Raw genomic sequence first — 15,407 nt, 5'->3', positions numbered from 1 at the left:
CCCGCCGGAAGGGGGTGCGCCGTGGAGTCGACCCCAACCGAGCCGCTGTGTTGGCGCAAGAGCAGCCGCAGCAACGCGAACGGGAACTGCGTCGAGGTCGCGCCGGCCGGCGGGGTGGTGGCGGTCCGCGACTCCACCGATCCGACCGGTCCGCAGCTCGCCTTCCCGGCCACCGGCTGGCGATCCTTCGTGGACAGCCTGCGCGGCTGACGTCGTGCGGGGCGAAGCCCTACCGTAAAGGGCGGCAGCGTGGCGCCGCCAACCGATCGTCTGACCCGCCGACCGGGTAGACGGTCGAGTGCCCGGTCACGACTCCGGGGTGCCGCCGAGCCTCACACCCCAAAAGGGTCGGGGTCAGCCTGACCTCGGCCTGGGGCGTTGCACGGGAAGCCGGCGTTCCTTGCCGAAGCCCTGACAGCCGAACCGTTCCCCGGCATTGGACGAGGCTGTGTGCCGCGCACTCTGACGAGCCGCCACGCCTTGCGTCAGAAAGAGTAAGGAAACCAGGAGCCTTCAGCGTCCTCGGCGCGTGTAGGCGCGCAACGACAGCGGGACGAAGGTCACCAGCAGGGCGGCCGTCCAGAGCAGGACGGCGGTCACCGGATGCGCGAGTGGCCAGGCCGCGTTTCCCGAGGGGGCGCCCGGATTGCCGAACAGCTCCCGCAAGGCGATGGTGAGCGCGCTCACCGGGTTCCAGTCCGCCAGGAGGCGCAACCAGCCCGGCATGCCGTCGGTCGGGACGAACGCGTTCGACAGCATCGTGAACGGCAGGCCAAGCGGCACCATCGCGTCGGCGACCTGGTCGTTCTTGACCGCCAGGCCCACATAGACGCCCACCCAGCTCAGCGCATACCGCAGCACGATCATCAACAGGAACGCCTGAATCGTGGGGATCAGGCCGCGGTGTGGCTGCCAGCCCACCAGCAGTCCCGCACCCACCATGATGGTCAGCATCAACAGGCCGGTCAGCAGGTCTGCGCCGGTCTGCCCGAACGGCACCGCCAAGCGCGCCATCGGCATGGAGCGGAATCGGTCCATCACGCCGCGGGCGGCGTCGCTGGCCGTCCGCGTCAGGACCCCCAACCACGCGGAGAAGGTCACCATCGCGAACAGCCCAGGCATGAGGTACTCGCGGTAGTCACCGCCACCCGGCACCTGGATCGCGCTGCCGAAGACGTAGCCGAACAGCACCACCATGACGGCGGGGAAGACCAGCGCGGCGACAATCTGCCCGGGCTCCTGCCGCAGCCGTGCGAGCTCGCGGCCGATCAGGGTCAGCCCGTCGGTGAGTGTCCAGCCCAGGCGACCCAGTGGTGTGCTGTTGGCGGTCATCGGACGGGCTCACTGCGACCGGTGAGGCGCAGGAACACCTCGTCGAGGGTGGGGCGGCGCAGGCTCACGTCGGCGGCGGCGACTCCGGCGTGGTCGAGCTCGCGCACGATGTCGGCGAGGCGCATGCCGGTGACGGGCAGCGCGACGCTGAGCCGGTCGGCTCCGGTCGTCGTGGGTTCGGCGCCGGTCAGGACGGTCAGAACCGTCGCCGCCGTCGCCAACGCGGCGGGGTCTTCGACGGTGACGTCGAGACGGTCCCCGATCGTGGCCTTCAGCTCGTCCGGCGTGCCGGTGGCGATCACCTGTCCGTGGTCGATGACGGCGATGTCGTCGGCCAGCTGATCGGCCTCATCCAGGTACTGCGTGGTGAGCAGCACGGTGGTGCCTTCGGCCACCAGCTCGCGGATGCTGTCCCAGATCTCGACGCGGCTGTGCGGGTCCAGGCCGGTGGTCGGCTCGTCCAGGAAGAGCACCTCGGGGCGCAGGATGATGCTGGTGATCAGGTCCAGCCGGCGGCGCATGCCACCGGAGTAGCCGGCGACCGGGCGGTCGGCGGCGTGCGTCAGGTCGAAGCGGTCGAGCAGTTCGTCGGCCCGCCGGTGCGCCTCGCGGTGGGACAGGTGGTAGAGGCGTCCGAACATGCGCAGGTTGCCACGGCCGGTGAGCTTCTCGTCCACGGCGGCGTACTGGCCTGCGAGCCCGATCCGCTCGCGTACCCTGCCGGCCTCGCGGACGACGTCGTATCCGGCTATCCGGGCGTGTCCGGCATCGGGATCGGACAAGGTCGCCAGGATGCGTACCGCGGTCGTCTTCCCTGCCCCGTTGGGCCCCAGCACGCCGCACACCGTTCCCCTCGGGATGCTCAGGTCCAGACCTCGCAGCGCAGGGACGGTGCCGAAGGACTTTCGCAGCCCGTCGGCGACGACGATCGGATCCGCCCCTGTCTCCTTACTGGGTACGTTGTACGCGGTCATGGTGGCCACTCTAAGAGACTGGGTACCATGTACGCAACGGAGGGGTGGATACGGTGACCGACGGCGAGTACGTGAACATCTGGATGCGACCCGAGCGCCCGGCCTACGGGCCGAAACCGGGTTACAGCCGTGCCCAGATCACCGAGGCGGCGATCCGGATCGCCGACGCCGAAGGGCTGGAGGCCGCCACCATGCGACGGATCGCCGCCGAGATCGGCGCCGGTGCGATGTCCCTCTACCGGTACGTCCCGAGTCGCGACAATCTTGTCGATCTCATGGCCGACCAGGTGATGGGCGAGATCGACGTCGCGGGGATGCCCTCGGGCGACTGGCGCACGGACCTGACGCGCTACGCCGACGGGCTTCGGGCCATGTGGCTGAGGCATCCCTGGATGGCCACCGTGCAGCGGTCACTGCCCAGCTTCGGCCCTAACCAGCTGCTCCTGATCGAACGGTTGATGGGCGTGCTCGATGACGTCATCCCCATCGACGAGAACCTCGGCCTCATAGCCATGCTGAGCGGCTACATCGAGGGCACCGTCCGCGAGGAGATCGGCTCAGCCAAGGAGCTGCGCCGCAGCGGGCTCAGCGAGTCGGAGTGGATGGCGCGGAGCCACCCGTACATCGACCAACTGGTGAGAAGCGGCGAGTACCCGATCTTCACCAAGATCGTAACTCGGGCGCGTCAGCCACACCTGAGCCGCGACGACCAGTTCCGAGACGGACTCCAGCGGGTTTTCGACTGCATCGCCGCAGCCCTTCCCTCAATGGCCGACTCCGGGCAATCAACTGAACTGCGGTCGCCGCAGTAGGCCGTACGGGCAGCGCCGCGTCGCACCGGGTTGCTATCGTGCCGGGTCCGCAGCCCCACGCCCTCCCCGGAGCGCCGTCGATGACCATCAACGAGCACATCACCCATTTCGCCGGACTGCCGGTGGTCGACTTCGATCCGCAGACCGCGGCGGAGCACACCGGCACCCCGGTCGCCTGGCGACTCAGCGCGTCGGAGGAGGACGAGGTCGAATTCGCCCAACTCTTCGCCACCTGGCTGGACACCGTCGACCCGGCGAGCGTCGACGCGCTGGTGACCGGTGACTGGGGCGAACCGTGGGACGTGGCGTTCCCGCTGGAGCTGCTGGTCGACGCCGCGCCCCGGCTGACCAACCTGCGGGCCGTCTTCCTCGGCGAGATGACCTTCGACGAGTGCGAGATCTCCTGGATCCTGCAGCCCGACGTCACCCCGCTGCTGGCCGCCTACCCGGCGCTGCAGGTGCTGCGGGTACGCGGTGCGATGTCGCTGCTGTTGCAGCCGGTGCGGCACACCGGGCTGCGGGAGTTCGCCATCGAGTCCGGCGGGCTGCCGGCCGCCCTCACCCGCGCCGTGGCCGCCAGCGATCTGCCGGCCTGCACCCATCTGGAACTGTGGCTGGGCACCCCCGACTACGAAGGTGACACCTCAGTGGACGACCTGGCGCCGATCCTCGACGGCACCCGGCTGCCCGCGCTGCGTACCCTCGGGTTGCGTAACGCCGAGATCGCCGACGCGGTCGCCGCCGCGCTGACCGCCGCGCCGGTGGTGCCCCGCCTGGAAACCATCGACCTGTCGTTGGGCACCCTCGGTGACGATGGGGCCACCGCCCTGCTCGCCGGGCAGCCGTTGACCCATCTGCGCCGTCTCGACCTGCACCGGCACTACCTGTCCGACGCGATGATGGTCCGGTTGCCGGCCGCACTGCCCGGCGTCGACGTCGACCTGAGTGATCAGCAGGAGGTCGACCCGCACCGGGGGCGGTACGTCTCGGTCGGCGAATGACCGGTTGTTAACCTCACCCGATGAGCCACACCACGCCGCTGGTCGTGGTCGGCAACCCGGGCAACCGGCGGGTCGGGGCGTTCCGCACCGCCGCGCACGCCGCTGGCCTGCGGGTTCGGGTGCTGCCCTGGCGGAAGCTCGCCGCCGGGGAGGACATCGCCCTGCCCGGCGGGGCGACGGTACGGATCGACTCGCCCGGCGAGGACTCCGAGGTGGACCGGCTGCTGCGCGGCGCCGGCCGGCCACTCGACCACGGCGAGATCAGCGGCGGCGCCGCCTGGTACGTCGGGCTGCGCGCCGCCCTGGGCCGGCTCACCGACGCCGCCCGGCGGGCCGGCGCGACCCTGCTCAACGACCCGGCCGACATCGCCGTACTGTTCGACAAACGGGCCGGGCACCGGCGGCTGGCCGCCGCCGGGGTGGCGCAACCGGCCATCCTGGACACCGCACCCGGCGACTGGGCGCAGCTGCGTACCGCTCTGTCCGACGTCGGCTGGGCCCGGGTCTTCGTCAAGCCGGTGCACGGGTCGTCGGCGTCCGGGGTGCTCGCCCTGCACACACACGGCCGGCGGGTGCAGGCGGTCACCTCGGTCGAGCTGGCCGACGACGGGCGGCTGTTCAACTCGCTGCGGGTGCGGACCTACCGCACCGAGCGGGAGGTCGCCTCTATCGTGGACCGGTTGGCCCCGGACGGGTTGCTGGTGCAGCGCTGGTTCCCGAAGGCCGGTCTACACGGCCGGGTCGTCGACCTGCGGGTGCTGGTGATCGCCGGCGTACCGGGCCACCTCGTGGTACGCAGCAGCGACGGTCCGTTGACCAACCTGCACCTGGGCAACCGGCGCGGTGACCCGGCGGCGGTGCGGGCGGCGTTCGGTCCCCGCCGGTGGGCGGCGGCGCTGGCCGACTGTGTACGCACGGCCCGCTGCTTCACCGGCAGCCTGCACGTCGGAGTGGACCTGATGATCGGCAGTGACTGGCGGCGGCACGCCGTGGCGGAGGTGAACGCCTTCGGCGATCTGCTTCCCGGCGTGTGCGACGCCGCCGGGCGGGACAGCTACGCTGCCCAACTGCATGCCATACGTACCGGCCGGTTCGCCGCCTGGCGGACCACGGCCGCGATGGGGAGGTCGGCATGAAGGACCTGATCGGCAGCCACGACCTGCTGTTCGTCACGCTCGACACGTTGCGTTACGACGTGGCGGCCGAGCTGCTCGCCGCCGGTCGGACACCGCAGCTGGCCCGCGCGCTACCGGACGGGCAGTGGCAGCGCCGGCACAGCCCGGCCAGCTTCACCTACGCCGCGCATCAGGCGTTCTTCACCGGTTTCCTGCCCACCCCGGCCGAACCGGGCAGCCACCCCCGGATGTTCGCCGCCGCCTTCCCGGGCAGCGCCACCACCGACGAGCACACCTGGGTCTTCGACGCACCCGACCTGGTCACCGCGCTGCGCAAGGAGGGCTACCACACGGTGTGCGTCGGCGGGGTCGGGTTCTTCAACCGGTCCTCGCCGCTGGGCGCGACCCTGCCGGGACTGTTCGCCGAGGCGCACTGGGAGCCGGCGTTCGGGGTGACCGCGCCGGGCTGCTTCGAGGCCCAGCTGGACCGGATCGCCGAGGTCGTCCCGGCCGTACCCGCCGACCAGCCGCTGTTCCTGTTCGTCAACGTGGCCGCGATGCACCAGCCGAACCGGCACTACCTGCCGGGCACCGAACGCGACAACCGGGACAGCCACGCCGCCGCACTGGAGTACGTCGACCGGCACATCGGCCGGTTGTTCGCCATGGCCAGCTCCCGGGGCCGGCCCTGCCTGACGATCATCTGCGCCGACCACGGCACCGCGTACGGCGAGGACGGGCACAGCGGGCACCGGGTCGGGCACGAGGTGGTGTGGACGGTGCCGTACGCCGATTTCGTGATCGCCCCCGGCGACTGGTCCGACGCCGCGCCGCCGGACCCGGCGTGACCGTCGCGGACCTGGACGGCTCGCCGTACCAGGGTTACCTGTACGGGTATCCGCACAAGACGGCGTACCGGCCGCTGCGGCCGCGTCCCGCGCTGGCCGACGTCTGGTCCGGGCAGCGCCGCACGGAGCTGTTCCTCTACCTGCACCTGCCGTTCTGCGAGATGCGCTGCGGCTTCTGCAACCTGTTCACCCGAGCCAACCCGCCGGCCGGGCAGGTGGCCGCCTACCTCGACCAGCTGCGCCGCCAGGCGGTACGGGTGGCCGCCGCGCTCGGCGACGACGCCCGGTTCGCCCGGGTCGCCGTCGGCGGCGGTACGCCGACCTACCTGGACGCCGACGAGCTGTCGACGATGTTCGACCTGGTCGACAGGTTCCGGCCGGCGGGCGTGCCGACTGCGGTGGAGACGTCGCCGGCCACCGCCACCCCGGACCGGCTGGCGGTGCTCGCCGCCCGCGGCACCACCCGGATCAGCATCGGGGTGCAGAGCTTCCTCGACGCCGAGGCGCGGGCCGCCGGCCGGCCACAGCGTCGCGTCGAGGTCGAGCGCGCCCTGGCCGCTATTCGGGACCAGCCGATCCCGGAGCTGAACATCGACCTGATCTACGGCATCCCCGGCCAGACCGACGCCACCTGGGCGCAGTCGCTCGACGCGGCGCTGCGCTGGGAGCCGGAGGAGATCTACCTCTACCCGCTCTACGTCCGCCCACTGACCGGCCTGGCCCGCCGTGCCCCGGCCGACCTGCCTGATCCACAGTGGGACGCCCAACGGCAGACGCTGTACCGGCACGGTGTCGACCGGCTGCGCGCCGCCGGCTACCGGCAACTGTCGATGCGGCACTTCCGCCGCGCGTCGCTGCCGGTCGTCGACGCCCCGGCGTACTCCTGCCAGGAGGACGGGATGATCGGACTCGGCTGCGGCGCCCGGTCCTACACCAGCGACCTGCACTACTCGTTCGACTACGCGGTCTCCGTCGGTCAGGTGCGGGCGATCATCGACGACTACCTGCGCCGGCCGGAGTCCGACTTCGACGTCGCCGAGGTGGGTTTCCGGCTGGACCGCGACGAACAGCGCCGACGCTGGCTGATCACCTCGCTGCTGCGGGCCGACGGATGCGACCAGGCGGCGTACGCGGCGCGGTTCGCCACCCGGGCCGTCGACGACTTCCCGCAGCTGGCGACGCTGGTCGACCAGGGGTGGCTGACGGTCACCCCGGACCGGCTGGCGCTGACCGGCGCCGGCCTGGCCCGCAGCGACGCGATCGGCCCGTGGCTGGTCTCGACCGGGGTCCGGGCGGCGATGGCCGACCTGCCGGCCCGGTGAGCCGGATGGACCTGAGCATCCTCTACCGGGGTCCGCTGGCCAGCTGCAACTACGACTGCCCGTACTGTCCGTTCGCCAAGCGCCGCGACGACCCGGCAACGCTGCGCACCGACCGGGTGGCGCTCGACCGGTTCGTCGACTGGGCCGTGCGTAATCCGCACGACGACCGGATCTCGGTGCTGTTCACCCCGTGGGGCGAGGCGTTGACCCGGTCCTGGTACCGGCGGGCGCTGCTGCGGCTGGCCGGGCTGCCGCAGGTTGGCCGGGTGGCGATCCAGACCAACCTGGCCGCCCGGCTGGACTTCCTGGCCGACGCCGACACCGACCAGCGTCGCCGGCTGGCGTTCTGGGCCACGTACCACCCGGGCCAGGTCGACCGGGAGGTCTTCCTGCGCCGCTGCGGCACGCTGCGTACCGCCGGGGTGCGGTTCTCGGTAGGGGTCGTCGGCCTGCCGGAGCACCTGGCGGCCGCCCGGTCGCTGCGGGCCGCGCTACCGGCCGAGGTTTACCTCTGGGTCAACGCCGCCGACGGGCACCGCTACGACGCCGCCCAGCAGCGGGCGTGGACCGAGCTCGACCCGCTGTTCGGCTACAGCGTCCACCCGCACCAGTCGGCCGGGCGGTCGTGCCGCACCGGGGAGTCGGTGGTCTCGGTCGACGGGGACGGCACGGTACGCCGGTGCCACTTCGTCGCCGAACCGCTGGGCAACCTCTACGACGGCTCCTACCGGGCCGCGCTGCGCCCGCGCCCCTGCCCACTGGACTCGTGCGACTGCCACATCGGCTACGTGCATCTGCGGGAGCTGCCGCTGTACGACGTCTTCGCCGGCGGCGTCCTGGAACGCATCCCGCACGCCTTCCCCGATACGGCGTCTGAGGTCGCAGCGGTGGCCGGTCCGGCCGCTGCTGCGGATCCGGTCAGCGGCGGGTGACCCGGTCGACGGCGCGCAGCACTGCGGCGTACCCGTCCTCGGCGGCGATCCGGGTCGCGAGGTGCCGGGCCCGTTCGGCGTACGTGGGCCGGTCGAGCACCGTGCGGACGGCGTCGGCCAGCCGGTCGGCGGTGAGCCGCCGGGCCGGCAGCGGCTCGGCGGCGACCCCGAGCCGCGCCAGCCGGGCGGCCCAGAACGGCTGGTCGGCGATGAGCGGTACGGTCACCGCCGGCACCCCGGCCCGCAGCCCGGCGGCGGTGGTGCCGGCCCCCGCGTGGTGGATCACCGCCGCGACCCGGGGCAGCAGCCGGTCGTGCGGTACGTCGCCGACCGCGAGGACGTCGTCGCCGCCGACCCGCAGCCCACCCCAGCCGGCCTGCACGATCGCGCGGACGCCGGCCCGGCGCAACGCCGTACCGAGCAGTGTCGGCAGTGCCGCGTCGAGCACCGCCATGCTGCCGAAGGTGATCAGCACCGGCGGCGGACCGTCGCGCAGGAACCCGGTCAGCTCCGGTGGGGGAGTCCAGTGTGGGTCGGCGGCCGGCCACCAGTAGCCGACGACCTCCAGCCCGGGGCGCCAGTCGGCCGGTCGGGGCAGCACGCTCGGGCTGAACCCGTGCAGCACCGGCCAGCCTGAGCGCCTGGCCTGCCGCAGCAGGGCGGCCAGCGGGACCGGCGGCAGGCCGAGCCGGTGGCGCAGCCGCCGGGAGGAGTGGTCGTACGCCCGAGCGCTGGCCGCCTCGGCTCCGCGCCCCAGCGCCCGGTTGCCGGCCGACCCGAAGGACCGGTCGCCGAGCAGCACCGGCGGGAAGTCGCCGGTCGGTGCGACCGGTTGCAGGAAGACCCCGATGCTCGGGATCCCGCGTCGCTGTGCCACCGAGTAGCCCAGCGGAGCGGTCGTGGTGGCCAGCAGCAGCACGTCGGCGTCGGCACCGACGTCGACCAGCCCGGTTGCGAGATCGTCGAGGTAGCGCCGGCCCTGCCGGACGAACTCGGCGGTGCCGCGCAGCCCACCGCCGAGCCGGTGCAGCCGCCGCCCGCCGGGGGTGAGTTGGGCGGCGTACGGGTCACCGGGCAGCGACCGGAAGTCGAGGCCGCCGCCGGTCACCAGCGCGTCGAAGGCGCCGTGGGTCGTCACGGTGACCCGGTGGCCGGCGGCCCGCAGGGCCTGCCCCAGACCGGTGTACGGTGCGACGTCGCCCCGGCTGCCGGCGGTCACGATCTCTATCCGCACCGCGGGCTCCGACCTGGTCCGGACCGGCCGGACATCGGCAGGGTCCGGGTCACGCCGGCAGGTCGACGAAGTGTTCGACCACCGGCGGCGCGGCGAAGTACGGACCAATCAGTTCCCGCCACCGCAGGTACCGGTCGGTGGCGCGGAAGTTCTGCTCGTGCGCGTCGACAGAGTCCCACTCGACCAGCAGTACGAACCGGCTGGGACTCTCCACCCCCCGGGTCATCCGCACCGACCGGCAGCCGTCAGTGGTGGCCAGCAGGTGGCGGCCGGCGGCGTACGCTGCGGCGAAGTCGGCTTCCCGGCCGGGCTGGACATCGACCAGCGCGATCTCAAGCACCATGGCGGGAAGCCTGCCACACGGCTGCGCCCGGACCGGCCCGAGGGGCCGTCTCCGGCGGGTATGGCTGCCGCTTCGAGGACTATCTAGCCTCCTAGGATGGCTGAGAAGTTGTGCTTGTCGTCACCGGTAACCCGCCCCGGTGTGTCGTTTGCCCGGTAGTTGCGCAACAATGACGCAGGAGGAGGGGAGTATTCCCTCGCGCTGGTGTCGTCAGCACGGTTGGCCCGCATGGTGGACCGACCCGGCACCTGCGGTCATCGTCCCCGAAGGCAGACAAGTTCGGTGGATGATGGCGGAAGAGACCTCCGTCAGTCACTGCTGTGCGCATCTCCACGAAGACCGGGGCATCCTGTCCCGGTTCCGGTCGGCGGTGCCCTGTGTCTGCCGGAGGTCCGAGTGAACATCCCTGCCTGGGTTTGGCTGGTCAGCCTGGTCGTACTGACCGCAGTGCTGATCGCCGACCTGTTGATCATCGTCCGGCGGCCGCATGAACCGAGCATGCGCGAGTCGGCCGGCTGGACCGTCTTCTACATCGTGCTCGCGGTGATCTTCGGGCTTGGGGTGTGGGCCACGTCCGGCGGGCGGTACGCCGGCGAGTTCTTCGCCGGCTACGTCACGGAGAAGAGCCTCTCCGTCGACAACCTCTTCGTGTTCGTGATCATCATGGGCCGGTTCGTGGTGCCCCGGAAGTACCAGCAGAAGGTGCTGCTGGTCGGCGTCGTGCTGGCGCTGGTGCTGCGCGGCGGGTTCATCGCGGCGGGCGCCGTGCTGATCTCCCAGTTCTCCTGGGTGTTCTACATCTTCGGCGCCTTCCTCATCTACACCGCCATCGGCCAGCTGCGCCAGCCTGAGACGACCGACGAGTTCTCCGAGAACGCGCTGATCCGGTGGAGCCGGCGGGTGCTGCCGGTCTCCGGCGCCTACGACAGTGGGCGGCTGACCACGGTGACCGAGGCTGGCCGGCGGATGTTCACGCCGATGCTGATCGTCATGATCGCGATCGGCGTCACCGACCTGATCTTCGCGCTGGACTCGATCCCGGCGATCTTCGGCATCACCCAGGAGCCGTACCTGGTCTTCACCGCCAACGTCTTCGCGTTGATGGGGCTGCGGCAGCTCTACTTCCTGCTCGGCGGCCTGCTGGACCGGCTGGTCTACCTCAGCTACGGCCTGGCGGTGGTGCTGGGCTTCATCGGCGTCAAGCTGGTGCTGGAGGCGTTGGCCGACAACACCCTGTTCTTCGTCAACGGTGGCGATCCGGTCGGCTGGGCACCGCACATCCCGATCTGGCTGTCGCTGGCCGTCATCTTCGTGACCCTGCTGGTCACCACGGTAGCCAGCCTGGTCAAGTCGTCCCGGGACCGTAAGCGGGAGCTCGCCGACATCGTCAAGTGACCGGCACCGCCGGTGGGACCCCGTCCGAGGGCTCCCACCGGCGGTGCGGTTCAGCTCTGGTGCTTGCGGCGGGCCGCCGCCCGGGCCCGGGCGGTCTGGTCGAGGATCACCTTGCGCAGCCGTACCGCCTCGGGGGTGACCTCGACGCACTCGTCTTCGCGGCAGAACTCCAGCGCCTGCTCCAGGGAGAGCTTGCGGGGCGGCACCAGCCGCTCCAACTCGTCGGCGGTCGACGAGCGCATGTTCGTCAGCTTCTTCTCTTTGGTGATGTTGACGTCCATGTCGTCGGCGCGGGAGTTCTCGCCGACCAGCATGCCCTCGTACACCGGGGTGCCCGGTTCGACGAAGAGCGAGCCGCGTTCCTGCAGGTTGAACATGGCGAAGCTGGTCGCCACGCCGGTCCGGTCGGCGACCAGCGACCCGGTGGGCCGGGTCCGCAGCTCGCCGAACCACGGCTCGTAGGACTCGAAGACGTGGTGCAGGATGCCGGTGCCGCGGGTCTCGGTGAGGAACTCGGTCCGGAACCCGATCAGCGCGCGGGCCGGTACCAGCCACTCCATCCGGATCCAGCCGGTGCCGTGGTTGACCAGCTGCTCCATCCGGCCCTTGCGGGTGGCCAGCAGTTGGGTGATCGCGCCCAGGTACTCATCGGGGGCGTCGATGGTCAACCGCTCCACCGGCTCGCAGACCCGTCCGTCGATCTCCCGGGTGACCACCTGCGGCTTGCCGACGGTCAGCTCGTACTGCTCGCGGCGCATCTGCTCGACCAGGATGGCCAGCGCCAGCTCACCACGGCCCTGCACCTCCCAGGCGTCCGGACGTTCGGTGGGCAGCACCCGCAGCGACACGTTGCCGATCAGTTCGCGGTCCAGCCGGTCCTTGACCAGCCGGGCGGTCACCTTCGACCCCTTGACCTTGCCGGCCAACGGTGAGGTGTTGGTGCCCAGCGTCATCGAGATCGCCGGCTCGTCGACGGTGATCAACGGCAGCGGGCGGGGGTCGTCCGCGTCGGCCAGGGTCTCGCCGATCATGATGTCCGGGATGCCGGCCACCGCCATGATGTCGCCCGGGCCGGCGGCCTCGGCGGGCTTGCGTTCCAGTCCCTCGGTCATCAGCAGCTCGGAGATGCGGACCTTCTGCAGACTGCCGTCGGTGCGGCACCAGGCGACGGTCTGGCCCTTGCGGATGGTGCCCTGCCGGACCCGGCACAGCGCCAGCCGGCCCAGGAACGGGGAGGCGTCGAGGTTCGTCACGTGCGCCTGCAGCGGCGCGTCCGGGTCGAAGGCCGGTGCCGGGATCGTCTCCAGCAGCGTGCGGAACAGCGGTTCCAGGTTGTCGCTGTCGTCCGGCACCGCGCCGCCGGCCGGCTGGGTCAGCGAGGCGACGCCGTCGCGGGCGCAGGCGTACACGATCGGGAAGTCGATCTGGGTCTCGTCGGCGTCGAGGTCGAGGAAGAGCTCGTACGTGTCGTCGACGACCTCTTTGATCCGCGCGTCCGGCCGGTCCACCTTGTTGATCACCAGGATGATCGGTAGCCGGGCCTGCAGCGCCTTGCGCAGCACGAACCGGGTCTGCGGCAGCGGACCCTCGCTGGCGTCGACCAGCAGCACCACGCCGTCGACCATGGTGAGGCCGCGTTCCACCTCGCCGCCGAAGTCGGCGTGCCCCGGGGTGTCGATGATGTTGATGACGACCGGGTCGCCCTGGTCGGGCACGTAGCTGATCGCGGTGTTCTTGGCCAGGATGGTGATGCCCTTTTCGCGCTCCAGGTCCATGGAGTCCAGCGCCCGGTCGGGCAGTTCGGCGCGGGCGTGCAGCTGGCCGCCTTGGCGCAGCATCGCGTCAACCAGCGTGGTCTTGCCGTGGTCGACATGCGCGATGATGGCCACGTTACGGAGATCGGAGCGGGTCTGCATGCTCCTATCCTCCGGCATCGGCGCGCCGGCCCGGCATCGGGTCGGCCCCGACCGGCTTCGGCGTGGGGTCGGCCCTGACCGGCACCGGCTGCGGGACGCGGTGGCGGGCGAGCGCGCTCGGCCACCAGAACCGTCGGCCGAGCACCATCGCGATCGCCGGCACCAGCAGCGTCCGGACCAGCAACGTGTCGAGCAGTACGCCGAACCCGACGATCACCCCGATCTCGGTCAGGGTGACCAGCGGCAGCACCCCCAGGACGGTGAAGACCGCGGCGAGCAGGACACCGGCGCTGGTGATCACTCCGCCGGTGACGGCGAGCGCGGTCCGCACGCCCTGCCGGGTGCCGTCGACGGCCGCCTCCTCCCGGGCCCGGGTGGTGAGGAAGATGTTGTAGTCGACGCCGAGGGCGACCAGGAACAGGAACGCCAGCAGCGGCACGCTGGTGTCCAGCGCCGGGTAGCCGAGCACCTGGGTGAACAGGGTGGTGGCCGCGCCGAGGGCGGCGAAGAAGGTGGCGACGACCGTACCGACCAGGATCAGCGGTGCGACGATCGACCGGAGCAGCACGATCAGCACCGCCAGCACCACCACGAGCACCAGTGGGACGACGACCCGCAGGTCACGCAGGGCGGCCTCGCGGGTGTCGAGGTTCGCGGCGACGGAGCCGCCGACGAGGGCGTCGGCGGCCGGTACCGAGTCGAGCGCGGCGCGTAGGTTCCGGATGACCTGGTAGCTTTCCGCGCTGTCCGGTTCGGCGCGCAGCACCACCTCGACGACGGCGAGGTCGGTGGTGCCGCCGGCTGGTCGGGCGCTGGCGACCCCGTCGACCGTTTCGACGGCGGCGAGCACCGCCGGCGTCTGGGCGGCGTCGGCGACGACGATCACCGGGTCGGCGGCGCCGGGTGGGAAGGACCGGGACAGGGTGGCCAGCCCGTCGATGGATTCGGCGCTGACCCGGAACTGTTCGGTCTTGCTCAGCCCGATCCGGGCGTCGAGCAGGCCGGTGGCCAGCACGGCAAGTAGCAGCAGGGAGCCGGCGAGCACGGTGCGCGGTCGCCGGCTGACCAGCGCGCCCGCCCGGGCCCAGATGCCGCTGCGGGTGGGGTCGGCCTGTCCCGGGCGGGGGACGAACGGCCAGAACAGGCCACGTCCACAGACGGACAGGGCGGCGGGCAGCACGATCAGGCCGTACAGCATGGCGGTGGTGATGCCGACGGCGCCGGCGACGCCGATGGCGCGGTCGTTGGCGAGTACGGCGGCGAGCAGGGTGAGCAGGCTGAGCACAACGGTCAGGGCGCTGGCGGTGATCGCTGGGCCGGCGGAGCTCAGCGCCCGGCGCAGGGCTCGGCGGCGGTCGGGTTCGCGGCGCAGTTCCTCGCGGTAGCGGGCGATCAGCAGCAGGGCGTAGTTGGTGCCGGCACCGAAGACGAGCACGTCGACGATGCCGGTGGTGGAGGGGTCGATCCGCAGGTCGACGGCGCGGCTGACGATGGCGATGAGTCCGTTGCTGACCACGTCGGCGGTGCCGACCACGGCGAGCGGCACCAGCCACAGCCAGGGGCTGCGGTAGGTGATCAGCAGCAGGGCGGCGACGACGGCGACGGTGGCGGCGAGCAGAGTGACGTTGGCGCCGTCGAAGGCGGCGGCGACGTCGGCGGTGAAGCCGGCACCGCCGGTGAGTTCCGCTTCGGCGCCGACGGGAAGTCCAGCGCGGGCCTCGGCGCGGAGCCGGTCGACGATCTCGCCGAGGCGTTCGATGTCGATTTCGGCGGGGAGTGGGACGGCGACCAGGGCGGCGGTGCGGTCGGGGGCGTACACCGGTGGGCCGACCTCGCCGACGGCGTCGCGGGCGAAGGCTTCACGGTCGGTGGCGATGGCGGCGTCGTCGTCGGCGGTCAGCGGCTGTCCGTCGCGGGAGTAGACGACGAGGGCCGGGTTGAGCTGCCCGCCGGGCAGTTGCCGGCGCAGTTCGGCGACCTGGACGGACTCGGCGGAGTCGGGCAGCGCCCCGGTGGGGTCGTCGCCGGTGCGGGGATCGCCGGCGAAGTCGATCACCAGCGCGGAAAATGCGGCTGCGGTGAGCAGAACCAGCCAGGCGGTCCACCGGCCGCAGATGATCGCGGTCAGCCGGGTGCCGAGCGGTGTGGGCATGTGTGCACCTCGTTCGTCGCCGGTTGGGCGG

General features: G+C 71.6%; 14 protein-coding genes. 8 read left to right on the top strand and 6 right to left on the bottom strand.

Going from position 1 to position 15,407, the window contains the following annotated elements; translation table 11 throughout:
- The first annotated feature begins 21 nt into the window (after window positions 1-21).
- The gene (locus O7629_RS15515; protein ID WP_278170002.1) at window positions 22-210 is read left to right on the top strand and encodes a DUF397 domain-containing protein; all 189 of its coding nucleotides are present in this window, start codon (window positions 22-24) and stop codon (window positions 208-210) included.
- 303 nt (window positions 211-513) lie between these two features.
- On the opposite strand, the gene O7629_RS15510 is transcribed toward O7629_RS15515, so the two are convergent.
- Both O7629_RS15510 and O7629_RS15505 read right to left on the bottom strand, forming a co-directional pair.
- Window positions 514-1,332, bottom strand: coding sequence for an ABC transporter permease (locus tag O7629_RS15510; protein WP_278170001.1), 819 nt, complete (start codon window positions 1,330-1,332; stop codon window positions 514-516).
- A complete protein-coding gene (locus tag O7629_RS15505; protein WP_278170000.1) occupies window positions 1,329-2,306 on the bottom strand; it encodes an ATP-binding cassette domain-containing protein in 978 nt (325 codons plus the stop codon). Before O7629_RS15505 ends, O7629_RS15510 begins: the two co-directional genes overlap by 4 nt.
- 53 nt (window positions 2,307-2,359) lie before the next feature.
- Between O7629_RS15505 and O7629_RS15500 the strand changes: the two genes are divergently transcribed.
- From O7629_RS15500 to O7629_RS15475, 6 genes are all read left to right on the top strand, one after another.
- Window positions 2,360-3,118 carry a TetR/AcrR family transcriptional regulator gene (locus O7629_RS15500; RefSeq protein ID WP_278169998.1) on the top strand — a complete coding sequence of 253 codons (759 nt, stop codon included), beginning with the start codon at window positions 2,360-2,362 and terminating at the stop codon, window positions 3,116-3,118.
- An 80-nt stretch (window positions 3,119-3,198) separates the two neighbouring features.
- The gene (locus tag O7629_RS15495) at window positions 3,199-4,119 is read left to right on the top strand and encodes an STM4015 family protein (RefSeq protein ID WP_278169997.1); all 921 of its coding nucleotides are present in this window, start codon (window positions 3,199-3,201) and stop codon (window positions 4,117-4,119) included.
- 20 nt (window positions 4,120-4,139) lie between these two features.
- The gene (locus tag O7629_RS15490; RefSeq protein WP_278169996.1) at window positions 4,140-5,255 is read left to right on the top strand and encodes an STM4014 family protein; all 1,116 of its coding nucleotides are present in this window, start codon (window positions 4,140-4,142) and stop codon (window positions 5,253-5,255) included.
- Window positions 5,252-6,082: an STM4013/SEN3800 family hydrolase gene (locus tag O7629_RS15485; protein ID WP_278169995.1), complete on the top strand. Its 831-nt coding sequence runs from the start codon at window positions 5,252-5,254 to the stop codon at window positions 6,080-6,082. The genes O7629_RS15490 and O7629_RS15485 overlap by 4 nt, the downstream gene beginning before the upstream one ends.
- Complete coding sequence (locus O7629_RS15480; protein ID WP_278169994.1) at window positions 6,079-7,404, top strand: STM4012 family radical SAM protein; 1,326 nt, start codon at window positions 6,079-6,081, stop codon at window positions 7,402-7,404. Before O7629_RS15485 ends, O7629_RS15480 begins: the two co-directional genes overlap by 4 nt.
- Window positions 7,405-7,409: 5 nt before the next feature.
- Window positions 7,410-8,336, top strand: a complete 927-nt coding sequence (locus O7629_RS15475) for an STM4011 family radical SAM protein (protein ID WP_278169992.1) — start codon at window positions 7,410-7,412, stop codon at window positions 8,334-8,336.
- On the opposite strand, the gene O7629_RS15470 is transcribed toward O7629_RS15475, so the two are convergent.
- Both O7629_RS15470 and O7629_RS15465 read right to left on the bottom strand, forming a co-directional pair.
- Complete coding sequence (locus O7629_RS15470) at window positions 8,323-9,570, bottom strand: glycosyltransferase (RefSeq protein ID WP_278169982.1); 1,248 nt, start codon at window positions 9,568-9,570, stop codon at window positions 8,323-8,325. The two genes, O7629_RS15475 and O7629_RS15470, sit on opposite strands and share 14 nt — an antisense overlap.
- Before the next feature lie 49 nt (window positions 9,571-9,619).
- Window positions 9,620-9,913, bottom strand: a complete 294-nt coding sequence (locus tag O7629_RS15465) for an antibiotic biosynthesis monooxygenase (RefSeq protein ID WP_278169981.1) — start codon at window positions 9,911-9,913, stop codon at window positions 9,620-9,622.
- 396 nt (window positions 9,914-10,309) lie between these two features.
- On the opposite strand from O7629_RS15465, the gene O7629_RS15460 reads away from it, so the two are divergent.
- Window positions 10,310-11,308, top strand: a complete 999-nt coding sequence (locus O7629_RS15460; RefSeq protein ID WP_278169980.1) for a TerC family protein — start codon at window positions 10,310-10,312, stop codon at window positions 11,306-11,308.
- Window positions 11,309-11,358: 50 nt separating this feature from the next.
- On the opposite strand, the gene typA is transcribed toward O7629_RS15460, so the two are convergent.
- Complete coding sequence (typA, locus tag O7629_RS15455; protein WP_278169979.1) at window positions 11,359-13,224, bottom strand: translational GTPase TypA; 1,866 nt, start codon at window positions 13,222-13,224, stop codon at window positions 11,359-11,361.
- Window positions 13,225-13,228: 4 nt separating this feature from the next.
- Window positions 13,229-15,376: an MMPL family transporter gene (locus O7629_RS15450; RefSeq protein WP_278169978.1), complete on the bottom strand. Its 2,148-nt coding sequence runs from the start codon at window positions 15,374-15,376 to the stop codon at window positions 13,229-13,231.
- Between the last annotated feature and the right edge of the window lie 31 nt (window positions 15,377-15,407).

It is taken from the genome of Solwaraspora sp. WMMD792 (assembly GCF_029626105.1).
GTDB lineage: Bacteria > Actinomycetota > Actinomycetes > Mycobacteriales > Micromonosporaceae > Micromonospora_E.
Note: the sequence above shows the minus strand (reverse complement) of the source record. Positions and strands in the feature narration are given on the sequence as shown.

What these genes read in the sequence shown, in the direction of transcription:
- O7629_RS15510 (WP_278170001.1), bottom strand. Translation starts at nt 1,332, where the DNA reads ATGACCGCCAACAGCACACCACTGGGTCGCCTGGGCTGGACACTCACC.
- O7629_RS15505 (WP_278170000.1), bottom strand. Translation starts at nt 2,306, where the DNA reads ATGACCGCGTACAACGTACCCAGTAAGGAGACAGGGGCGGATCCGATC.
- O7629_RS15495 (WP_278169997.1), top strand. Translation starts at nt 3,199, where the DNA reads ATGACCATCAACGAGCACATCACCCATTTCGCCGGACTGCCGGTGGTC.
- O7629_RS15490 (WP_278169996.1), top strand. Translation starts at nt 4,140, where the DNA reads ATGAGCCACACCACGCCGCTGGTCGTGGTCGGCAACCCGGGCAACCGG.
- O7629_RS15485 (WP_278169995.1), top strand. Translation starts at nt 5,252, where the DNA reads ATGAAGGACCTGATCGGCAGCCACGACCTGCTGTTCGTCACGCTCGAC.
- O7629_RS15475 (WP_278169992.1), top strand. Translation starts at nt 7,410, where the DNA reads ATGGACCTGAGCATCCTCTACCGGGGTCCGCTGGCCAGCTGCAACTAC.
- O7629_RS15465 (WP_278169981.1), bottom strand. Translation starts at nt 9,913, where the DNA reads ATGGTGCTTGAGATCGCGCTGGTCGATGTCCAGCCCGGCCGGGAAGCC.
- typA (WP_278169979.1), bottom strand. Translation starts at nt 13,224, where the DNA reads ATGCAGACCCGCTCCGATCTCCGTAACGTGGCCATCATCGCGCATGTC.
- O7629_RS15450 (WP_278169978.1), bottom strand. Translation starts at nt 15,376, where the DNA reads ATGCCCACACCGCTCGGCACCCGGCTGACCGCGATCATCTGCGGCCGG.